Origin of the sequence: Burkholderia sp. AU16741 (assembly GCF_002223345.1) — a bacterium.
Taxonomy (GTDB): domain Bacteria; phylum Pseudomonadota; class Gammaproteobacteria; order Burkholderiales; family Burkholderiaceae; genus Burkholderia; species Burkholderia sola.
The window spans coordinates 750,925-772,328 of sequence record NZ_NKEZ01000011.1 but is presented as its reverse complement, the minus strand read 5'-3'; the positions used below and the strand labels follow the sequence as shown (position 1 = coordinate 772,328).

Here is a 21,404-nt window from a genome sequence, read left to right as displayed (position 1 = left end):
AGGGTTCCTGTCAGAAACGCACGCGCACGGCGGCGTCGATGCGGGTGCCGAGACCGACCATCCGGTACTCGGACTGGCCGTCGGAGAAAGCGTGGGTGAGCGCGACGTCGACGCTCACGCGTGTGTTCACGTCGGCGACGACCTGCGCGATCGCGAGCAGGCCCTTGTCCTGCGGCGAATAGACGCCGCGCAGCGAATACTCGACGCGGCCGACTTTCTTGCCGAGCCGCGCGAACAGGTAGTCGCGCAGGCTGCCGTCGACGCTCACGAAGTTGGCCGTGCCGCCGAGGCCGGCCAGCGCGGCGCCGGGCGCGACCGGCAGCAGCGCGTTGTTCGCCTGCACCGCGCCGACCATCCGGCGCCACTGGCTCGCGTCGTAACGCGCTTCGTCGTGCGACCACTCGACGATCAGCGACAGGTTGCCGGGCAGTGCGCTCTGCATGCCGACCGCGCTGCGCCACACATATTGGCGATCGTTGCGGCGATCGACGGCGTCGTACGCGGCGGCCGAATCGAGCGGCGTGCCGTTCGCGATGAAAGCGGGCAGCGGGCGGGTCGTGCCGCGCTCGAGCCATGCGCTCGCATAGACGGTGTTCGAGCGCGCGACGTCCAACGACAGCGTCGCGCCCGCGCCGCCGCGGCCCGCGTGACGGCCCGCGAGCAGCGCGGCCGAGCCGCCCGGCCAGTTGTACGCGCCGCGCACGAGCTGCGTCGCGCCTTCGACGTCGCGGTTGTCGACGTCGTTGCGCAGCGTGCGGTTCTCGCCGGCGATGAACTGCAGCGTGGTCTGTTCGCCGGCCCATTTCGCCTCGACGAGCGGCGTGCCTTCGACGTCGCCGTAGCGATCGTAGATGTCGGCCGTCGCGGCCCGTTTCTGGAAGAAGCCGAGCGGGAAGAATGCCTGCGACGTATCGAGCGTGTCGATCCGCTTGCCGGCCGTCAGCGTGATGCCGTTGTCGAACGCGTAGCGCACGCCGGCTTCGTTGAAGCGGCTCGCCTGTGCGCCGAGCGAATGGTTGCTGGCGACGACGCGCGCGTTCACGAACAGGTTTTCGCCGTCGATGCGCGCGAGCAGCCCGGCTTCCTGCTGATCGCGCGGCGAGTCGCCGATCAGGCGGCCGAGCAGCGCGCGGCCGTCCATGTTGTCGACGGTGCGCGCGTAGCCGATGCCGTTGAGCGTGCCGAGCTGATCCATCAGCGATTCTCCGTGCGCGAGCGTGCAGCCGAGCGCGAGCGGGATGGCGAGCGCGACACCGGGCCAGCCGCGGCGGGCGCGATCGGGCGATGAACGGCGGCGGTCACGATGGGCGTCGGCATCGGCGTCGTACTCATTGGCCATCGGCGAGCGTGTCGGGATTGAACCAGCCCGACGGAATCTTGCGCGGCTGGCCGTCGAGGATGTCGACGACGCTCGCGCGCTGTTTCTCGACCTCGTTGCGATACGTGATCTTGCGGATCACCTTGCGGCCGTTCGCGTCGACCGGCGCCGAGAAGTCGGCGCTGCGAAACAGCAGGCCGCTCGCCAGGAAGAACTGCGCGCGCACCGGCACGTCGGTGTCGGGCGTGACCCACAGCTTGATCGTCGGGTAGACGTTGTCGGGATCGGTCGCGCTCAGGTCGAGCTCGGTGGCCGGCTTGCCGGCGATCGACGTCGTGCCCGGCACGGCCGTCGCGCGATAGCTGTCGGCCCAGTGCGTGCGCGTGATGTCGCTGATCACGACTTCGCCTTGCAGCCGCTGCATGCCGTTGATGCGCACCGCGCTGCGCGTGTTCGGCACGTAGAACCAGTGCCCGCGTGTCGTCGCGAGGTATTTCTGGCCGTCGTTCTCGCCGCTGCGCGTCAGCGCGAGCGTATCGCCGTTGCCGCGCGTGTAGACGAGATAGCGCGTCGCGTCGCCGGATTGTCCGCCGACTTCGTTGGTGATCTGGATGTTCGTCTGCGTATCGGCGGCCGTGCTGCGGTACGCGTCGGCGCGGGCGAGCATGGTCTGGGCCGTCGGCGCGTCGGCCGCGTGCGCGGCGAGCGGCGCGCACGCGACGAGCGCGGCGAACGTGAAGCGAATGCGGTTCATGGGGCGAGTCCTTCGAGGATGTTGCGTTTCGCGAGCCCGAGCGTCGCGAGCAGCGCCGCGGCCACGCCGAGCACGACGAACGCGGCTTCGACGGCGGCCACGGCGATGGGCGACACGGTGAATTCGAGCAGGATCGGTTTCACGCGGCCGGGCGGCGCGGGCAGGTGGATCTGCGCGTGATTGAGCGCGACCATCGTCAGCAGCGCGAGCGCGATCCCGGCCGCCGCGCCGAGCAGGCCGAGCAGCGCGGTCTCCTGGATCAGCACGCCGCGCACCGTCGCGGCCGGCACGCCGAGTGCGCGCAGCGTCGAGATCTCGCGGCGTCGCTCGACGATGCTCATCAGAATCCAGTTGCTCATCGACAGCAGGATCGTCACGCAGAGAATCGCGCCGAACACCGAGAACTGGTTCTTGTACAGCGCGACGACCTGGTGATAGAGCGACACGAGCTGATCCCAGGTCCGCACGTCGAGCGTCGGCAGCGCGGTGCGCAGCGCCGCGGCGGCGGCCGTCGTGCCGGCGGTGTCCTTGAGGAACACCGCGATGCGCGATGCACGGTCGGTGCGCAGCAGCGCCTGCGCGGCCGTGAACGTCACGTTGACGATCCGTTCGTCGACGTCCTTGTTGCCGGTGCTCATCACGCCGACGATCTGCGCGTCGGTCGCGTTGATGCCGCCGTGCGCGGTCGACGCCATCAGCTGCACGACCGAGCCGACGTGCACGCCGAGCTTGCGCGCGAGTTCGGCGCCGACCACGACTTCGGTCCCCGCGTTCGTCGGCGACAGATAGCGGCCCGACAGCACCGTGTGATAGTCGAAGAAGCCGGGCGGCTCGCGGTTCGGTTCGATGCCTTCGCCGACGAAGCCATAGCTGAGATCGCCGTTCGATACGAGCCCGTCGAAGTCGATGCCGCGCGCGGTGGTCGCGACGCCGGGCAGCTGTGCAATCGCCCGCGTGGCGGCAGCCTGTTCGTCGGCGGTCAGCCCGTACTGCAGTGGCCGTTCGCCGATCAGGTCGAGATAGCCGTGATGCAGCACCTGCACGTGGCCGACGCCGCTGTCGATCGACCCTTCGCGCACCGCGTCGAAGGTCGCGATCACGTAGCCGAGCGCGAGGCTCGACGCGAACGCGGCGACGCCGATCATCGCCATCGTCAGCACGGTGCGGCGCTGGTTGCGCCAGAGGTTACGCCACGCAAACGTCGACCAGTTCACGATTCACTCCCGGTACGCCGTCGCGCATCTCGATGCGACGCGGCAGGTGCGCGCACAGACGATCGTCGTGCGACGCAATCAGAAAGGCGGTGCCCAGCGTGCGGTTGGTGTCGAGGATCAGCTCGGCGACCGCCCGCGCATTGGTGCTGTCGAGGCTCGCGGTCGGCTCGTCCGCGATCACGATCGCCGGCTCCTTGGCGAGCGCGCGGGCCAGTGCGACGCGCTGCTGTTCGCCGCCGGACAGCTCGCCGGGGCGGTGCCGTTCGCGCGCGGCGAGCCCCACCGCGTCGAGCATCGCGCGGGCGCGTTCGCGCCGCGTGCGCGGCGTACCCCACGCGAAGCAGCCGAGCTCGACGTTCTCGAGCGCGGACATCACCGGTATCAGGTTGAATTGCTGGAACACGAAGCCGATACGTTCGCGGCGAATCCGTTCGAGCGTGTCCGGCGCGTCGTCGATGCGTCGGCCTTCGAGCCAGCGTTCGCCGCTCGTCGGCACGTCGAGAAAGCCGGCGAGGTTGAGCAGCGTGCTTTTGCCGCTGCCCGACGGACCGACGAGCGCGACGACGTCGCGCTGCCCGATCGAGATCGTCGCGTCGCGCACCGCGACGACGCGGCCGGCGCCTTCGTATACACGCGTGACGTCGCGCAGCTCGAGCACCGGGGTTAGCGAAGCGGCCGTCATGCGAACGCTCCCTGGCTGGCTTCGACGGCGGCCGGCGCGGGAATCACCGGCAACGCGCCGTTCGCATAGAGATCGCGACACTTCACGCGCTGCAGCTTGCCGCTCGTCGTGCGCGGCAGCGAGCCGGGCTCGACGAAACACAGATCCTGCGCGGCGAAGCCGATGCGCGACGCGAGCAACTGCTGGCACTCGGTACGCGTTTGCGGCGTCGCGTCGACGGGCCGCGCCTCGATCGCGACGACCAGCCGCTCGGTGCCGGTTTCGGGATCGGGCAGCCCGAACGCGATGCACGTGCTCTTGCGCAGCGCGCTGTGCGAGGCCAGCGCTTCCTCGATCTCGTGCGGGAAATAGTTGCTGCCGCGAATGATGATGACTTCCTTCTTGCGGCCGAGGATATGCAGCTGGCCGTCCGCGACGTAGCCGATGTCGCCGGTGCGAAACCAGCCGTCGGCCGTCAGCGGCGCGGCGATCGTGCCGTCGTCGGGGTTCAGGTAGCCGAGCATCACCGACGTGCCGCGGATCGCGACTTCGCCGACCGCGCGGTTTGCCTGCGCGTGGTCGCCGTCGTCGAGGATGCGGAACGCCATCCCGTCGATCGGCGTGCCCATCGCGAGCACCGTTTCGGTTTCCGTATCGCGGCCGTCGTTCGCGGCGACCGGCTGCGCGTCGCGGCGCTCGATCAACGCGCGCCGGTCGAGTGCGTCGGCGATCACGTACGGCGCGCCATCGACCGCGCCTTCGTGCCACGCGCGATGCATCGATACCGCGAGCGTCGATTCGGCCATGCCGTAACACGGTTGCAACGCCGATGCCGCGAGGCCGTACGGCGCGAACGTCGCGGCGAAATCGCGCAGCGTCGCGTCGTCCACGCGTTCGCCGCCGATGAAGATGTTGCGACACGCGGACAGGTCGACGCCGTCCATCGCGGCGGCATTGAAGCGGCGCACGCAGTAGCGCAGCGCGAAGGTCGGCACCGACGTCGTCGTCGCGCGCGCCGATGCGATGCGCTTCAACCAGCCGAGCGGATTCCGGATGAAGCTGTTCGGCTGCATCATCAATAGCGGCGCGCGGTAATGCAGATTCGACAGCAGCGTGAGCAGCCCCATGTCGTGATAGAGCGGCAGCCACGACGCGGTGCCGTCGCCGGCCGCGATGTCGAAGCGCACCGAGCCGCCGATGCCGAGCACGTTCGCGATCACGTTGTCGTGGCTGAGCACCGCGGCCTTCGGATGCGACGTCGAACCCGACGTGAGCTGGACATGATGCGGATCGTGGCCGCTCTTCGCGCTGATCAGCGCGCGCGCGCCGGCGTCCGCGGCGCTCGACAGCGTCGCGAGATCGACCACGCGCGTGGAGGCCGCCGGAAACGCGTCGTCGCGCCAGGCCGCGGCCTGCGCATCGGCGGCGACGACGATGCGCGGCCGGTACAGCTCGCACGCGACGTCGACCACCTGCCGTCCGGCTGTCGCGCGCCGTGCGGGAACGGGCACGGTGCAGGGCAGCGCACCCGTCATCACGCAGGCCATCATCGCGGCCGCATGCTCGACCGACGCGGGCAGCGCCAGCATCACCAGATCGTTCTCGCGCACGCCGAGCTCGCGCAGCGCGCCGGCCTGGCGAAACACTTCTTCCGCGAAGCGCCGGTACGTGATGCCGGCTTCGTTGCCCGCGTCGTCGACGAACGTCATGCGATGCATGGCGCCCGCGACGTCCTCGAGCGATTCGATCAGGCGATGAATGGTCGATGCGTACTTCGTCACGAGGATTCTCCCGTTGCGGAACACGGCCGCTCGCGCCACGGTGCCGGCGGCGCCGTTCGTCGAGTGAGGGGGATTCTTGCCGGATCGATCGTCCGCGACAAACGGAATCTATGCAGGCTATGCATGAGCGGAGCGCATCCACTCGGGCCCGTGCCCATTCGTTATTGGCGGGAACGGTGAACACGCGCCAGGCGACTGGTCTGTCTCATTCGACCGGTCGTCTAGTTCACGATGTGGTGCGCTCATGCGCGGGCGTCATGCAATGCGTTCGGAAAATTCGTTTGTCCGAAACATCGACTCACAGAAGAATTGCATCCCGGCAGCGCGCCAGCGCCGCCGCGTCATCGTGCCGGGCAGGGCCCGGCTCAAGGAGAGCGTCTTGTCCGTCACCTCATCGCTGGTCGCCCGCACGAAATCGGTTGGAGACATGAAGAGCCGCCCGAGCGGCGTGGTCTTCTCGCTGAAGCTGGCGGTGTACGTCGCGCTCATCGCGCACGGGATGATGTTCGCGCTGTCGGCGCTCGTGATCCTGAAGATCGTCGGCATCCTGCTGATCGGTGCGATGTATGCGCACGGCGTCGAGCTGCAGCACCAGGCGCTGCATTACCAGGGGTTCCGCAGCAAGCGCCTGAACATGGTGTTCGGCGTGCTGCTCGGCATGCCGATGCTCGTGTCGTTCCACGCCTACCAGGACAGCCACCTGCGCCATCACCGGCTGCTCGGCACGCCGGAGAACAAGGAGTTCTTCGACTACGGCGACCAGTACGGCGCGCGCCCCGTCGTCAATGTCGGGCTGTGGGCGTGGCGGCTGTCGATGGCCGCGCACTATATCCAGTTCACGAAGAACGTCGCGAAGCTCGTCGTGCCGGGCGCGCGCTTCGGCGACAACGCACTCGTGTCGCGTGCGATCCGCCGCGACTACCTGCTGATGGCCACGACGATCGCGTTGCTGGCCGCGCTGTCGGTCGCGTTGCACACGTGGTTCGTCGTCTGGGTGTGGGTCGTGCCGCTCGTGTGCGTCGCGGCGCCCGTGCATGCGCTGGTCGAGATGCCCGAGCACTATCGCTGCGACCTGACGAGCACCGACCCGTTCCGCAACACGCGGACGATCGAGAGCAACGCGTTCATGACCTGGTTCACGAACGGCAACAACTATCACGTCGAGCATCACATGATGCCGAACCTGCCGATCGAGCGGTTGCACGATCTGCATGGCGCGATCGCGCCGCGCATCCGCTATTACCACCGCACGTATCGGCAGTTCTATTACGCGCTGTTGCGCGGCCGGCTGACGCCGCGCTCGGTGGACGACGATCGGGACGATCGCGAGCCCGAGACCGAAGCGGCCGCGCCGGCGTCCACGCAATCGGCGTGACCACCGGTGTCGAATGCGTTGCAACCACGGTGACGACGATGCTCTATCCGGAACTTTACAGGTCGTTCGAAGCTGTCCGCTGGGACATGGAGAAGGACATTCCGTGGGACAAGTTCGACGCTTCGCTGCTCACCGACGAGCAGGCGAAGACGATCAAGATGAACGCGATCACCGAATGGTCGGCGCTGCCCGCGACGGAAATGTTCCTGCGCGACAACCAGCACGACAGCGATTTTTCCGCGTTCATGAGCGTATGGTTCTTCGAGGAGCAGAAGCATTCGCTCGTGCTGATGGAATACCTGCGCCGCTTCAAGCCGGAGATGGCGCCGACCGAAGCAGAACTGCACGCGGTGCGTTTCGAGTTCGATCCGGCGCCGCCGCTCGAGACGCTGATGCTGCACTTCTGCGGCGAAATCCGCCTGAACCACTGGTACCGCTGCGCGGCCGACTGGCACACCGAGCCCGTCATCAAGCAGATCTACGACACGATTTCGCGCGATGAAGCGCGTCATGGCGGCGCGTACCTGCGCTATATGAAGAAGGCGCTGAACGACCACGGCGACGTCGCCCGTGCCGCATTCGCGAAGATCGGCGTGCTGATGGCGTCGGCGCGCCGCACCGAAAAACCGCTTCACCCGACCAACCTGCACGTGAACCAGGCGCTGTTCCCGCGCGACACCGTGCAGTCACGTCTGCCCGATCCGGAATGGCTCGAGCGCTGGCTCGACGAGCAGATCCGTTTCGACGGCGAGTGGGAGAAGAAGGTCGTCGAGCGGATTCTGCACAACCTGTCGATCCTGTTCGAGCGCACGTTCGCGACCGCGCAGGAACTGAACCGCTATCGCCGCGAAGTGATCGCGCGGACGAAGGATGCGGTGGACTGCGCGTAGCGGATCGACACCTCAGCTATCGCACGGCGCGGGCTCCATTCCGGCCGACAGGCGAACGCCATGCAGCCGACCTGCGCTAATGGCGCTAACGGCCGGAGAATTAATCATTTCCGGACATAATCGACGCATCAGTTTCTTGAAATTGCATGATCCTTTGAACTTCTTGTGTTTAGTATATTTATGTAAACACTTGATTAGGGATTTAACCGGTATTTTTCGTGTATGTTGCTGGCCGTTTGTCTTTCGCAATCCGGGAAATAGAATTAAAAGTCAGCTAATTGAAATTGAATTGTAGGAACCTGGTGTTGCGTCTGTTTGCGCGACGAACCCGGCATGAGAGCGTCGTGTTTTTATGGTAATTCTATGTTTTTACGGGGGTTTATCGACTATCTTGGGGGGCGGATTCGTTCGGATATTAATTTACAAAATCACTACATGGACAATGTTGGTGTAAGTAAGTCGATGCGATGAAAATCGATAGATAAATACAAGTGTCACGATTGAAAATAAGAATGCTGTGCCTCCATACTTCAAGATAAAATCGTTTCCGAATCCAAATAGGAGAAACGATTCAGGGAGACGAAGGGCGACTTATCGGTCGATGGGTGCAACTTTGAGGCGGCGGTATGGCTAATGTGAGATTGGCAAAGCGATTGAGAAGTCTGCCTTCGCTGGATTTCCTGCGGGGCTTCGAATGCGCGGCGCGCCATTTGAGCTTCACGCGGGCGGGGCAGGAACTGAACGTCACGCAATCTGCCGTGAGTCGGCAGGTCAAGGCGCTCGAAGAGCAGCTCCGGATCGAGCTGTTCCATCGGCACATTCGTTCGTTGACGCTGACCGACAAGGGGCGCGAGCTGTACGACGCGATCTCGTTCGCGTTGTCCGACTTGGAATCGGTGGTCGGCAAGCTGTCGTCGAGTGTCGGCCAGCGCGCCATCTCGTTGTCGACCACCGTCTCGTTCGCCGCGCTGTGGCTGATTCCACGCCTCGGTTCGTTCCGCGCCAGCTATCCGGACATCGACGTGCGCGTGTCGGCCACGAGCGAAATCGAAGATCTCAAGCGCAAACGTTTGCACCTGGCCGTGCGCTATGCAGGCCCGTATACGTCGACCGACGATACGGACGTGCTGTTTCGCGAGCGGGTCGTCGCGGTGTGCAGCCCGAGCCTGGTGGCGGCGGGCGACGCCGCGTCGATGAGGCCGGCCGACCTCGACAAGCACGTGCTGCTGCACCTCGACGATCCGCGCGGCGAGTGGCCATGGCATGGGTGGAGCCATTTGCTGAAGGAACTCGGCGTGCCGCGGCTGCGGCCGGCCGGCGCGCTGCACTTTAGCCAGTACGATCAACTGGTCCAGGCCGCGGTCGACGGCCACGGCATCGCGATCGGCAGGCGGCCGCTGGTCGACGGGCTGTTGAAGCAGGGGCGGCTCGTCGAGCTGTTCCCGCACTGCACCGTTGCATCGGGCAGCTACATGCTCGTGCAGAACCCCGATGCGTGCAACGAATTCGATATCGCGGTGCTGACCAACTGGCTGCTCGAACAAGCGTGTCATTCGCTCGAGACGGAGCAGGAGAGCGCCGGCAGCAACGTGCTGCCGATGTACCGCGTCGGCTAGCGCGGCGCTGCGAATGCGTCGCGCGCGGCGTCATGCGCGGCACCTGCAACCTGTGCGATGATGCGCCGCTTCGCGTTCGTCGCAGAACGCCGCCGACCGCGGCACCCGTTTCCGGGCCACCGCCGCGTCTTGACACCCCGGAGACCGCATGCCCGCACACAGCATTCATGGCAGTACCCTGCACTACCTCGATCGCGGCGCCGGTTTTCCGGTGCTACTCGGGCACAGCTATCTGTGGGACGCGACGATGTGGGCGCCGCAAATCGACGCATTGTCGCGACGCTATCGCGTGATCGTGCCGGATCTGTGGGGGCATGGCGAATCGGACGCGCTGCCGAGCGGCACGCACACGCTCGACGATCTCGCCGCGCACGCAAGCGCGTTGCTCGACGCGCTGGAGATCGAACAGTGCGCGATCGTCGGGCTCAGCGTCGGCGGCATGTGGGGCGCCCGGCTCGCGTTGCGCGAGCCGCAGCGCGTGCGCTCGCTCGTGATCATGGATGCGTCGCTCGAAGCCGAACCCGATGCGACGCGCACCCGCTACTTCGCGATGCTCGACGCGATCGAGGCCGCGGGCCGCATCGCGCCGCCGCTGCTCGACGCGATCGTGCCGCTGTTCTTCCGGCCGGACGTCAATCTCGACGACCCGTTGCCGACGGCGTTTCGCGATGTGCTCGCGAACCTGCCGGCCGACCGGCTGCGGCAATCGATCGCGCCGCTCGGCCGGCTGATCTTCGGCCGGCCCGATACGCTCGCGACACTCGCCGAACTCGATGCCGCGCGCACCCTGCTGATGTGCGGCGCGGGCGACATGGCGCGCCCGCCGTCGGAAACCGTGAAGATGGCGAGCGTGATCGGCTGCGCGCATGCGCTGGTGCCCGACGCCGGCCATATCTCGAACCTGGAAAATCCGGCGTTCGTCACGCGCACGCTGCTCGACTGGTTCGACGCGCAGCAACTGCCGTCGAACTGACGATCGCGCGAACGGCGACGCCCGCACGCTCGGCGCCGCGCAGCGGTCGGAATTGTCGGACGGACATGCGCGCGGCTGCCGAGTTTCTATGATCCTGATTGCGTTGGGCGTTGGGCGTTGGGCGTTGGGCGTTGGGCGTTGGGCGTTGGGCGTTGGCGTGAGCGCCGCTGTCGGGTCGCGTGGCAGAATGTATGCGATCGACCATCCGTCGTCCGGAGTACTACCGATTCGATTGGACATTGAGCGTTTCCTGTCGACGCACGAAAATCGGAAGTACGAGTGAAAGTTTGTTGCGCACCGGGTGCATGACTGAAACGCATCTGGCGTGGTAGCCCGCAACCGTTTTCTCCTTTCGTGATCCCGGGCCGGCGGTGCGGATAGGGCAGCGCGCATATCGCATGTGCCGCATTCGACCGACGCGCAACGCCCATCGAAAGAAGTCGATCCGAATTCGATGAGCGCCCGCCGGACGAATGCCCTATGACGGATCGATGCCGACAAGTCCGATAAACCGCACAGGATCCGGCACCCGGGCGAATCATCTCGTGTAATCAATAGTAATCGCGTGTAATTCTCGGGAATTTCACGCGGTCCATGTATCGGCTCCTGGGCGTCTTCAACGACAAACGTTTGCGTGACGCTATACCGAGAGATTCGACGATGGCGCCGGTATTTCATTACCGATCCGAGGTCACATACGATCTGAATTTTCCTTAAATGCGCACCCAAATCCCCCAGATGAACGTTTGCGCGAAATCGATGCGTGTGCGATGCACTCGCGGCACCACCGATTCGCCTAATTCCAACGACTAGCCCGGGTGAAGTCGAAAATCGGAGTATCCAGCTTTGACGCAAACGTTCCACCGGAGCGCGCGAGCAATCGGAATACTGGCCAGGGTTTGGGCTCGACGGCATGTCGGCGTGTGCAGCCACGTGCTTTATTGCAGGCCGCTTTCATCCCGACCTGAGCGACATCGACCATGCGCGCCTGAAACGGCTCTCACCCTCGCCCGCGTGGGGTCCCCGCGATACGACCCGCTCGCCCATTGCGGCGGCGCCACTCGGAAAAGGCGACGCATTCGATCGATTTCGGTTTTTCTTCATTACCGGCGATATCCCCCTGCCTGCGTTATCCCGATTTATATTTCTTAACATTGATGCACGTCAATTTCCCGCGAAATGGCGTGACCGTATCTTCACCGAAATTGACGAATTTCAATAAATAGTTCCATATCATTGGCTTGATTGAATCCGACAACAACACGGCGAAAACAGACATTGACAAATCGGCGAACGAGAACCGCCCCTTATGATGCGGCGCAGAAAACAACAAATGTAAGAAATTGTTAAAGGGCCGCAAGATGCAAACAGTGCCGAATCATTCATCGACGGGGTCAAGCGTGAATCGGGGTAGAGGCGCCGGCAACGGACATCAGCGAGCAAGCGTAATCGTACTGTTGCTCGAGGGTTTTTCCATTATGCAGATGGGCAAGCTGGCCGCCGTTTTCGAACTGGCGAATCAGCTCGGGCGGGTCGATGGTGCATTCGTCGACCGTTACGAATTGCGCCTGTATTCCGTGCATGGCGGCCCGGTTCGTTCGTCGTCGGGCGTGGGCATCTGGACGGAAGCAGCGCGCACACTCGAAGCCAGCAGGGTGCACGCGATGTTCGTGTTGAGCGGTCAAGGCGGGACCGACGAACTCGACGAACAGTTTATTGCGTGGGTCCGGCATGTCCATCAGCGGGCGCGGGTCGTGCGCGGCAGCCATGGCGGCCGGAGATTGCTGACGCAGATGCGCCTGGCGCAGAAGGAGATAGAGAAAGCCGCGCCAGGAACGGACGGCGGCGCGTCGTCTGTCGGCCGCGATGACGATGAAGCCGCCGGCGACGAAGACGACGGGCCTTTCTCCGATGCGTTGTCGATCGTCCGGGTGGACATGGGTTACGAAATCGCGCAGGAAATCGTGATGTGCATGGTGTCCGGCGCGAACCGCAAACTGACCGACGTGCTGTTCGGCGCACGCGTCGCCCGTGCGAGCACGCTGATCCGGATGGCCGCGCATCATCTGCGGGTCAATAGCGAGAACCGCATTTCGATCGCCGATGCCGCGCAGGCCGCCGCGATGAGCGAGCGCAATTTCTTGCGGCGCTTCAAGAACGAAATCGGTGTCACGCCGACCGAGTTCGTGCTGAGGATACGCCTCGAAAAGGCCTGCCGCATGCTGATCGAGACGGATCTTCCGGCGGACAAGGTCGCGCGGCGTACCGGCCTCGGCAGCGGCGATCGGATGGCGAAACTGTTTCGCCAGCACTTGCAGACGTCGCCGACCGAATTTCGGGCAGCGGCACGAAAAGACAGTGACGCCTCGGCGGACACGCTGTACGCGTCGGATTTGGGCGGCTGGATGAGCGGCGCGTCGTCCTAGAGCGGGCGATCGCAATTCGCCATTTTCCACCAATCGACGTAATCTCTTTGCCCGAATTCAAATCCATACGTGGATATCGATGTTTGGTCGGCGTGACTTTTTTATTAATTCGGATCGCAAATAAGAAGTGTAGTCAATTCTGATAGGGTAAAGGCGGATTCGGCCACAATCGTGGCATGGTCGGACATGAATCAACCCACGCGTATTTCCGCTGATTAATTTATCGCCTGGCCTTTCGAGGAGGCGGCACCCCGGCACTCCTCGGAATTTTGCCTGCCGGATCGTCGTGAGCGAACCGTGCAGGCCTTTTTATTCGTTGAGCGAGCATCGAGTGCTGTAGTCCGGCCAATGCTCGCTCGTAGGCTGAGACGCGCCAGGCGATGCATGCGCGTGCTCCGTGCGCGGGCAATGACGGCCGCGTCGAATTGCAAATCGAGATGAAAGTCGTGTCGTACATCTGATCCGAATCCGTGCATGAATGGGTGCGAACGCACGTTATTCGTGCATCGCTCGATTCGGGAAATAGCTTGAATAATTCGCTCGCGGAATCGGCTTGATTTGTTCCGCCATCAACAAGGCGGATTCGGACGCAATCGATAAAGGCGCGAGTCGCGGCGAATATGATGCACTGCGGAAACGTTGAAGCAGAGGCGCCGCAACCAGCGTGCCGCATGACGTGATGCCGCACTGCGTCGTGAATGGATATTGGATGATGACTTAGGAGTTCATATCAATGAATTCATTGATCAATCGAGCGACCGATATCGGAATGATCGTGCTGGGCGCGTTCATCCCCGCGTTGATCGGTGCGACCGGCGGTGCGCGCGGCACCCTGTTCGACGGTGCTCTCGTCGCGTTTGCCGCCGCGCTGGCGTTGTCGGTATTTCCCGCCTGCGGCATCTACGAGAGGGCGCGAACGCGATCGGCGCTGCACCTGCTCGGGCGCACGGTGCTTGCATGGATCGTCGTGCAGGGCATGAGCACCGCGCTGCTTTACGTGCTGCATCGTGCGCATGTGCTGTCGAGCGAGTGGTTCGTGTGCTGGACGCTCGCCAGCGGGATCGGCCTGATCGCATTCCGCGCGCTGACGCTCGCGATCTTTGGCGTGATCGAGCGTGCGGGCGGTCAGGTGCGCGCGGCGGCGATCGCACACGCGGACCTGCGCGGCCAGCTGGAGATCGGCCACCGGACGGTCGGGCGCCTCAAGCGAATGGTCAAGCGGAGCTTCGACCTGGTGGGCGCGTCGTTGCTGCTCGTCGTGCTCGCGCCGGCATTGCTGGGCATCGCGTGGGCCGTGAGGCGCGATGGCGGTCCCGCGATCTTCGGGCACGAGCGTGTCGGCCGAAACGGCCGGCGGTTCAAGTGCCTGAAATTCCGCTCGATGGTGACGAACGCCGATGCGGTGCTCAAGGCGCTGCTGGAGCGCGACGCCGACGCCCGGGCGGAATGGGCGCGCGAATTCAAGCTGAAGAACGATGTCCGCATCACGCCGATCGGCCGCCTGCTGCGCAAGACGAGCCTCGACGAACTGCCGCAGTTGCTGAACGTGCTGAAGGGCGACATGAGCCTGGTCGGGCCGCGCCCCATCGTCGAGGCCGAACTCGAACGCTACGGCGCCGACGTGCGCTACTACCTGATGGCCAAGCCCGGCATGACCGGCCTCTGGCAGGTCAGCGGCCGCAACGACACCGACTATTCGACGCGCGTGTCGCTCGACGTGTCCTACGTTCGCGATTGGTCGCTGCGCCGCGACATCGGCATTCTGTTCAGGACGATCAACGTGGTGGTGCGCGGCTCGGGGGCTTACTAGCCATTTCCATCCGCACGCGGAGAAGGCGATTCGATCGCGCGTCGCGGGAGCCGGCGCAACGGTACGGTGTGGCAGCAGGCATGTCCGGTCTCGACAGGGGTGCTGTACTCGCGGTCGACACGACGCGAGGCGACCGGAGCAATTTCAGACTAAAAAAGAGCGAGGTTGTAATGCAGAGGTTGCGTCAAATGGAGCCGGCGCGCGCGCCGCGCCGACGATCGCGTGTCGGCCCACTCGTGATGATCCTGCCGCTGTGTGCGTTGCTGGGCGCGTGCGGTATCGCGCCGGGCATGCGTATGCAGCAGCCGGCGTCGATTCCGCTGCAAAGCGGCATGACGCCCGGCGAGAGCGCCACGCTGCCGGTTCCGGTGACGAATATCGATCTGTCGCTGATCCGGCGCATGCGCGATACCGAACGCGGTATGCCCGGCGAGCTTCGCGATATCGTCTCGTCGCCGGATGCATACACCATTGGCCGCGGCGACGTGTTGCAGATCACCGTATGGGATCACCCCGAACTGGCGGCGGCGCTCGGCGCGCCCGCACAGTCCGCGCCGCGCGCCGCGGATGCGCCGCCGGGGTTCGTCGTCGATCAGGACGGCACGCTGCAATTCCCGTACGCGGGCCGGCTGCCGGTCGCCGGGTTGACGGCCGAGCAGGTGCAGACGCAGCTTGCGCGCCGTCTCGACAAAACGTTCAGGAATCCCCAGGTCACGGTGCGGATCGCCTCGTTCCGCGCGAAGCAGGTTTATATCGAGGGCGAGGTGCATACGCCGGGCTCGCAGCCGGTGAACGACATCCCGATGACGCTGTATGACGCGATAGGGCGGGCAGGCGGCTTCTCGGCGGGGGCCGACCAGAGTCGCATCGTGCTGGTGCGCGACGGCGTCGAGCGCCGGATCGATCTGACCGGGATGGCCGAGCAAGGACGCAATCCGTCGAAGATCGTGCTGCGCAACGGCGACCTCGTGCGCGTGCCGGCGCGCGACGAGAGCGGCGTATTCGTGATGGGCGAGGTCAACAAGCCCGTGACGGCGTTGCCGATGCGCAACGGCCGGCTGACGTTGAGCGAGGCGATCGCGCAGGCCGGCAGCCTGAACGCGAACACTGCCGACGCCGCGCAGCTCTACGTGGTGCGCGGGATGCAGGACGCGCAGCCGCAGGTCTATCACCTCGATGCCCGCTCGCCGGTCGCGATGGTGCTCGCCAATCAATTCCAGTTGAAGCCGAAGGATGTCGTCTACGTCGACGGCAACGGGCTCGTCCGCTTCAGCCGCGTGCTCAGCCTGTTGCTGCCGGCCATCAATGCCGGCCTGACCGCGGCGATCGCGACCAAATGATGGAGTCCATCCTGATCGTCTGCGAGGGCAACGTCTGCCGCAGCCCGATGGCCGAAGCGATGCTGCGTCAGTCGATGCCGGGGCGCCGCGTCGCGTCGGCCGGCCTGAACGCGCTGGTCGGCATGCCGGCCGCACCGTACGCACTGGACGTCATGCGCCTGCGCGGGTTCGACGTGTCGCCGCATCGTGCCCGGCAGGTCGACCGCGCGTTGTGTACCGACGCCGACCTGATCCTCGTGATGGACCGTCGACAGCGCACGTCGCTCGAGAACCGGTTCCCGTTCGTGCGGGGACGCGTGTTTCGTCTCGGCGAATACACGGACTTCGACGTGCACGACCCTTACCGCCAGCCCAGGTTCGTGTTCGAACGCTGCGCGCGACTGATCGAACTCGGCGTGTCAGAGTGGTCGAAGCGCCTTCGCATCGTCTGAAGCCGCCGTCGGCCGACGCTCCACTGGAACCCCTACGCCTCATATCGTTGCCATGACCCAACCCCCCGCCCCGCCGCCGCAAGCCGCCGAAGACGGCAGCGAGACCGATTTCGTCGCGGTGCTCGACATTCTGCTGGAAAGCCGCTGGCTGATCGCGACCATCACGTGCGTGCTGCTCGCGGCCGGCCTCGCGTACGCGATTCTCGGCAAGCCCGTGTTCGAAGCCAACATCATGGTCCAGGTCGAGGACAGTCCCGACACGTCGGCTGCCAAGTCGTTGCTCGGCGACGTGTCGGCGCTGTTCGACGTCAAGTCGTCGGCCGCCGCCGAGCAGCAGATTCTCGCGTCGCGCCTCGTCGTCGAACGTGCGGTCGACAAGCTCAACCTGTTCATCGACGCGGAGCCGAAGCGCTTTCCGCTGATCGGCGACTGGATCGCGCGCCATCGCGACGGCTTGTCCGAACCCGGCCTCGCCGGCCTGGGCGGCTACGCGTGGGGCCGCGAACGCATCGACGTGCAGCGTTTCGACGTGCCGCGCAAGAACGAAGGCGACGCGTTTACGCTGACGAGCCTCGGGGGCAAGCGCTATCGGCTCGACGGCGGCGATCTCGATGCGCCGGTCGAGGGCACCGTCGGCGCGCTCGAACGCTTCGAGTCGCCGCGCGGCCCGATCGTGCTGCAGGTCGCATCGATCGCCGCGAAGCCGGGCGCCGCGTTCATGCTGGTTCGCCACTCGCGGCTGAAGACGATCGAGGACATCCGCGACCGCCTCAACGTGCAGGAACGCGTGAAGCAATCGGACGTCGTCGTTGCCAGTCTTCAGGATACCGATCCGAAATGGGTCAGCGACACGATGAACGAAATCGGCCGCCAGTACGTGCGGCAGAACATCGAGCGGAAATCGGCGGAGGCCGCGCAGTCGCTTGAATTTCTCACCGCGCAATTGCCGCAGCTCAAGCAGCAACTGGCCGATTCCGAAGCGCGCCTGACCAAGCTGCGCGACGAGCATGGCACGGTCGACCTCACCGAGGAGGCGAAGCTCGCGCTGGCCCAGATCGCGGATGCGAAGACGCGCCTGCTCGAGTTGCAGCAGAAGCGGCAGGAGCTGATGTCCCGTTTCACCGAACGGCACCCGAGCGTGGCCGTGATCGACGAGCAAATCGCCGCGCTGAACGGCTATCGGAACGCCGCCGAGCTGCAGATCAGGCGCCTGCCGGATCTGCAGCAGGAGGCCGTGCGGCTGATGCTCGACGTGAAGGTCAACACCGACCTCTACACGGCATTGCTGAACAACATGCAGCAGCTGCAGCTCGTGCAGGCCGGCAAGGTCGGCAACGTGCGCCTCGTGGACACGGCCGCGGTGCCGGAAGTGGCGGTGCGGCCGAAGAAGGTGCTCGTCGCGCTGGCGTCGCTGCTGCTCGGGCTGCTCGCCGGCTGCGGCACCGCGATCGTCCGCTCGATGCTGTTCCATGGCATCTCGGATCACAACGAGATCGAGCGCCGCCTCGGCCTCGCGGTGTACGCGACGGTCCCGATCAGCGACCGTCAGCGCGACCTGGCCGAAGAGGCCGCGCGCAAGAGCGGCCACAAGTCGGTCCTGTCGATCGCTTTCCCGAACGAGCCGGCCGTCGAGTGCCTGCGGAGCCTGCGCACCGCCCTGCAGTTCGCGATGCTCGAGGCGAAGAACAACGTCGTGCTGATTGCCGGCCCCGCGCCGGGCGCCGGCAAGACCTTCATCTCGTCGAACCTCGCGGTCGTGATGGCCAGCGCCGGGAAGCGCGTGCTGCTGATCGACGGCGACATTCGCAAGGGCCGAATGCACCACTATCTCGGCTTTCCGCGCGGCCGTGGCTTCACGGAGCTGATTGCCGGCAGCGCACGCGTGGAGGAGGTGCTTCATCGCGAGGTGGTCGAGGGGCTCGACTTCATCTCGGCCGGCACGATGCCGAAAAATCCCGCGGAACTGCTGTTGAACCGCAATCTCTCGACGCTGCTCGACGGCCTGTCGCCGTGTTACGACATCGTCGTGATCGACTCGGCACCCGTGCTCGCCGTGCCCGATACCGGCATTCTCGGCGCATTCGCCGGTACCGCGCTGCTCGTCACGATGGCGGGCAAGACGAAGCTCGGCGAGATCGACGAATCCGCGAAACGCTTCGCGCAAAACGGCGTTCGCCTGAACGGCGTCATCTTCAACGGTGTCAATCCGCGGCTCGGACAGTACGGATACGGGTCGAAGTACGGCGGTTATCGCTATGTCGCATACGAGTACGGGGCGCAGGATGCGTGATACGTCCAGCGCAGCCGGCGGCCCGGCATGCGAATACGGTCGCGCGCGGCGTACGGAGGCGCGATGATCAATCCGCGGGATTCAATCGTTTCGCTGGCCGGCGTCGTGATGGGGCAGATCGCGCTGTTCGTCTGCATCTTCGTGATCGGCCGTCGGTTCGGGCCGGCGTCGCTCGGCCACTTCAACTATCTGCTCGCGCTGGCGTCGTTCGTCGGCACGCTGCTCGCATTGCGCTACGAACTCGCGTGCGTCGACGATTCGCCGCGCGAATCGTTCAACGCATGGGTGAACGTGACGGTGCTGAGCTTGATGGTCGCCGCCGCGGGCGGGGTGCTGATCGCGATCGCTCGCCGCGCGGACCTCTATCCCGTCGCCGTCTATGCGCTGGCATCGTTCGTCCAGCTGGCTGCCGGCGCCCACCTGAACAGCCTCAGACGCTACGGATGGATTGCGCTGTCGCGCGTGGTCGTCAACGGTGGGTTCCTGATCGGTCTCGTGCTGTCGCTCGCCTGCCTGGCGTGCGGCAAGGTCGACATATTCGCGCTGTACGCGTGGGTGAGCGCCGCAGTGTCGATCGTGATGGCCGCCGCGATCGTGCTGAGCGGCTATCGCGCAGGGTATTCGTTCCGGTTGTCGCCGGGTTTCTTCGTCAGGAATCGCCGGTTCGCGCTGTACATCCTGCCGTCGACGCTGTGCGCGTCGGTGCTGACCTATGCGCTGGCGATCGCAATCCCACACTGGTTCGACGCGCAGAGTGCCGGCTACTTCGCCGCGGCTTACCGGCTCGGGTTCTTTCCGGTTTCGCTGATCGCGCAGAGCGTCGGCGGCGTGTTTCGGCGCGACGCGATCGGCGCGATGGCGCGACCGGATGCCGGCTCGGCGGTGCATCGGGTGTACCGCACCTACGCGCGCGCGCTCGCGGCTCTCGCCGTCGTGTACATGGCCGGCGGATTGCTGCTGTTCGCGCCGCTCGTCGACCTGTTCTTCGGCGCAAGCTGGCGCGGGTCGGTCGGCTTCTATTACAGCCTGATGCCGCTGTTCGCGCTGCAGCTGATCTATGTGCCGCTGTCGCAGATCTTCCTGGCCACGCGCGCGCAGCGCGTCGATTTCCTGTTTCAGCTGACCTGCGGGATGGGTCTCGTCGGCGCGCTGGGCATCGCGCGGCTGACGAACCTGGCGGCCCCGACGAGCGTACTGATTTTTTCATTGACCGGCGCGGCGCTGATGGCGGCGGGCATCGCGCTGACGTACCGGGTCCTCGACGCGAACCTGTCCCGATCGGGGGCGCTGGCGTGATAACGCCGATACGACGAACGAGTACACCATGATCCTGATAGTCATCGACTCCCTTGAGCGCTATTACTTCGTCACCCGTCTGGTGAAAGCGGTTCGGTACGAATACGAGTTCGCATTCCTGACGAGCGAGCCGGTCGCGCATCTTGGCCTGCTGCTGGGCGGTTTTCGTTCGGTGTACCTGAACCGGCTGATGCCGATCGACGTGCCCGACGGCGGAGCGGCCGACCGCACGCCGTACCAACTGTCGATCGAAGTGATGAACGGGCAGATGACCGAGGCGCGTGCGAAACGCGAGTCGGCGGCGATTTTCCATATCGCATCGGAGGTCCTGCGCGGCTTGCGGATCGATCAGTGCGTGATGTGGAACGGGCAGCAGCTCGTGTGCCGTGCGGTGCGGCAGGCGTGCACGGTGCAGGGCGTGGCGACCCGCTTCATCGAGATCTCGAATCTGCCGGGCAAGCTGTTCGTCGATTCGCTGGGCGTCAATGCATTGTCGACGATCAGCCGCAACCCCGAGGTCATCGATCGCCTGCCGCTGCCCGACGAGGACACGCATGCGCGCTGGCTGTCGGCCTATGAGCGCGACAAGCGGAAGCCGCTGCCGCAGGCGCGGACGTCGTTCGGACGCAAGGCCACGTCCGCGACGAATTATTTGCTGAAGGCAGTCAGCCGCGGCGTCGGCCGCCGGCGTCTGGCAAGCGTGCGCGCGCGCAACGGAATGCCGGCGCCGCGACAGGCCATCCATCTGTCGGCCGACATGCTGTCGACCTGCCGCTATGTATTCCTGCCGCTTCAGGTGTCCGGCGATACGCAGATCAAGCTGCACTCGGACGTCGGCAATCTCGACGCGATTCGCCATGCGTTCGCGTTCGCGGCGAACGAGAGCGCCGACCTGTTCGTGAAACTTCATCCGGCCGAAACCGACGCGGCCGAGATCGACGCGGTCGTGCGCCTGCAGCAGACGTATCGCTTCGAGATCGTCACGTCGCCGACCACGGAGCTGTTGCGGCATGCGCATGCGGTCGTCACGATCAATTCGACGGTCGGGCTGGAGGCGATGCTGTACGGCAAGCGCGTGGTGTCGCTCGGGCGGTGTTTCTACAAGGAATTCGACCATGAGCGCCTGCTGAAGTACATCCATTCGTTTCTGGTCGACGGCATCGACTACTTCGGCACCGCGCATATTCCGGCCGATGCGGCGCGGCGCGTTTTCGCGGGACAGCGCTGAC

General features: G+C 65.1%; 16 protein-coding genes. 11 read left to right on the top strand and 5 right to left on the bottom strand.

Translation table 11 applies throughout. The features are described 5' to 3' along the window. Window positions 1–10: 10 nt before the first annotated feature. Genes CFB89_RS32505 through CFB89_RS32485 form a run of 5 tightly spaced genes read right to left on the bottom strand, consistent with a single transcriptional unit; the run spans window position 11 to window position 5,728 of the window. Complete coding sequence (locus CFB89_RS32505) at window positions 11–1,339, bottom strand: hypothetical protein (RefSeq protein WP_089471532.1); 1,329 nt, start codon at window positions 1,337–1,339, stop codon at window positions 11–13. Next, the gene (locus tag CFB89_RS32500) at window positions 1,329–2,072 is read right to left on the bottom strand and encodes an outer membrane lipoprotein-sorting protein (protein ID WP_089471531.1); all 744 of its coding nucleotides are present in this window, start codon (window positions 2,070–2,072) and stop codon (window positions 1,329–1,331) included. Before CFB89_RS32500 ends, CFB89_RS32505 begins: the two co-directional genes overlap by 11 nt. Further along, a complete protein-coding gene (locus CFB89_RS32495) occupies window positions 2,069–3,286 on the bottom strand; it encodes an ABC transporter permease (protein WP_089471530.1) in 1,218 nt (405 codons plus the stop codon). Before CFB89_RS32495 ends, CFB89_RS32500 begins: the two co-directional genes overlap by 4 nt. Next, on the bottom strand, window positions 3,258–3,968 hold the full coding sequence (locus tag CFB89_RS32490; protein ID WP_089471529.1) for an ABC transporter ATP-binding protein: 711 nt from the start codon (window positions 3,966–3,968) through the stop codon (window positions 3,258–3,260). Before CFB89_RS32490 ends, CFB89_RS32495 begins: the two co-directional genes overlap by 29 nt. Then, complete coding sequence (locus CFB89_RS32485) at window positions 3,965–5,728, bottom strand: fatty acyl-AMP ligase (protein WP_256979826.1); 1,764 nt, start codon at window positions 5,726–5,728, stop codon at window positions 3,965–3,967. Before CFB89_RS32485 ends, CFB89_RS32490 begins: the two co-directional genes overlap by 4 nt. Before the next feature lie 427 nt (window positions 5,729–6,155). Between CFB89_RS32485 and CFB89_RS32475 the strand changes: the two genes are divergently transcribed. From CFB89_RS32475 to CFB89_RS32425, 11 genes are all read left to right on the top strand, one after another. Continuing rightward, window positions 6,156–7,103, top strand: a complete 948-nt coding sequence (locus CFB89_RS32475) for a fatty acid desaturase (RefSeq protein WP_089471527.1) — start codon at window positions 6,156–6,158, stop codon at window positions 7,101–7,103. A 29-nt stretch (window positions 7,104–7,132) separates the two neighbouring features. Continuing rightward, window positions 7,133–7,993, top strand: a complete 861-nt coding sequence (locus CFB89_RS32470; RefSeq protein ID WP_089471526.1) for a ferritin — start codon at window positions 7,133–7,135, stop codon at window positions 7,991–7,993. A 626-nt stretch (window positions 7,994–8,619) separates the two neighbouring features. After that, window positions 8,620–9,609 carry a LysR substrate-binding domain-containing protein gene (locus tag CFB89_RS32465; RefSeq protein WP_089471525.1) on the top strand — a complete coding sequence of 330 codons (990 nt, stop codon included), beginning with the start codon at window positions 8,620–8,622 and terminating at the stop codon, window positions 9,607–9,609. A gap of 148 nt (window positions 9,610–9,757) precedes the next feature. Next, window positions 9,758–10,582, top strand: a complete 825-nt coding sequence (locus CFB89_RS32460) for an alpha/beta fold hydrolase (protein WP_089471524.1) — start codon at window positions 9,758–9,760, stop codon at window positions 10,580–10,582. Window positions 10,583–12,039: 1,457 nt separating this feature from the next. Beyond that, window positions 12,040–13,008, top strand: coding sequence for a helix-turn-helix domain-containing protein (locus CFB89_RS32455; RefSeq protein WP_089471523.1), 969 nt, complete (start codon window positions 12,040–12,042; stop codon window positions 13,006–13,008). 733 nt (window positions 13,009–13,741) lie between these two features. After that, window positions 13,742–14,818: a sugar transferase gene (locus CFB89_RS32450; protein WP_089471522.1), complete on the top strand. Its 1,077-nt coding sequence runs from the start codon at window positions 13,742–13,744 to the stop codon at window positions 14,816–14,818. A gap of 170 nt (window positions 14,819–14,988) precedes the next feature. Then, on the top strand, window positions 14,989–16,158 hold the full coding sequence (locus CFB89_RS32445) for a polysaccharide biosynthesis/export family protein (protein WP_306427144.1): 1,170 nt from the start codon (window positions 14,989–14,991) through the stop codon (window positions 16,156–16,158). Continuing rightward, window positions 16,155–16,589: a low molecular weight protein-tyrosine-phosphatase gene (locus tag CFB89_RS32440; protein ID WP_089471520.1), complete on the top strand. Its 435-nt coding sequence runs from the start codon at window positions 16,155–16,157 to the stop codon at window positions 16,587–16,589. Before CFB89_RS32445 ends, CFB89_RS32440 begins: the two co-directional genes overlap by 4 nt. 52 nt (window positions 16,590–16,641) lie before the next feature. Next, window positions 16,642–18,879, top strand: coding sequence for a polysaccharide biosynthesis tyrosine autokinase (locus CFB89_RS32435; protein ID WP_089471519.1), 2,238 nt, complete (start codon window positions 16,642–16,644; stop codon window positions 18,877–18,879). Between the two features lie 63 nt (window positions 18,880–18,942). Beyond that, window positions 18,943–20,175, top strand: coding sequence for a lipopolysaccharide biosynthesis protein (locus CFB89_RS32430; protein WP_089471518.1), 1,233 nt, complete (start codon window positions 18,943–18,945; stop codon window positions 20,173–20,175). Between the two features lie 28 nt (window positions 20,176–20,203). Further along, entirely contained in the window at window positions 20,204–21,403 is a 1,200-nt protein-coding gene (locus CFB89_RS32425) for a capsular biosynthesis protein (RefSeq protein ID WP_089471517.1), read from the top strand. The last annotated feature ends 1 nt before the right edge of the window (window position 21,404 follow it).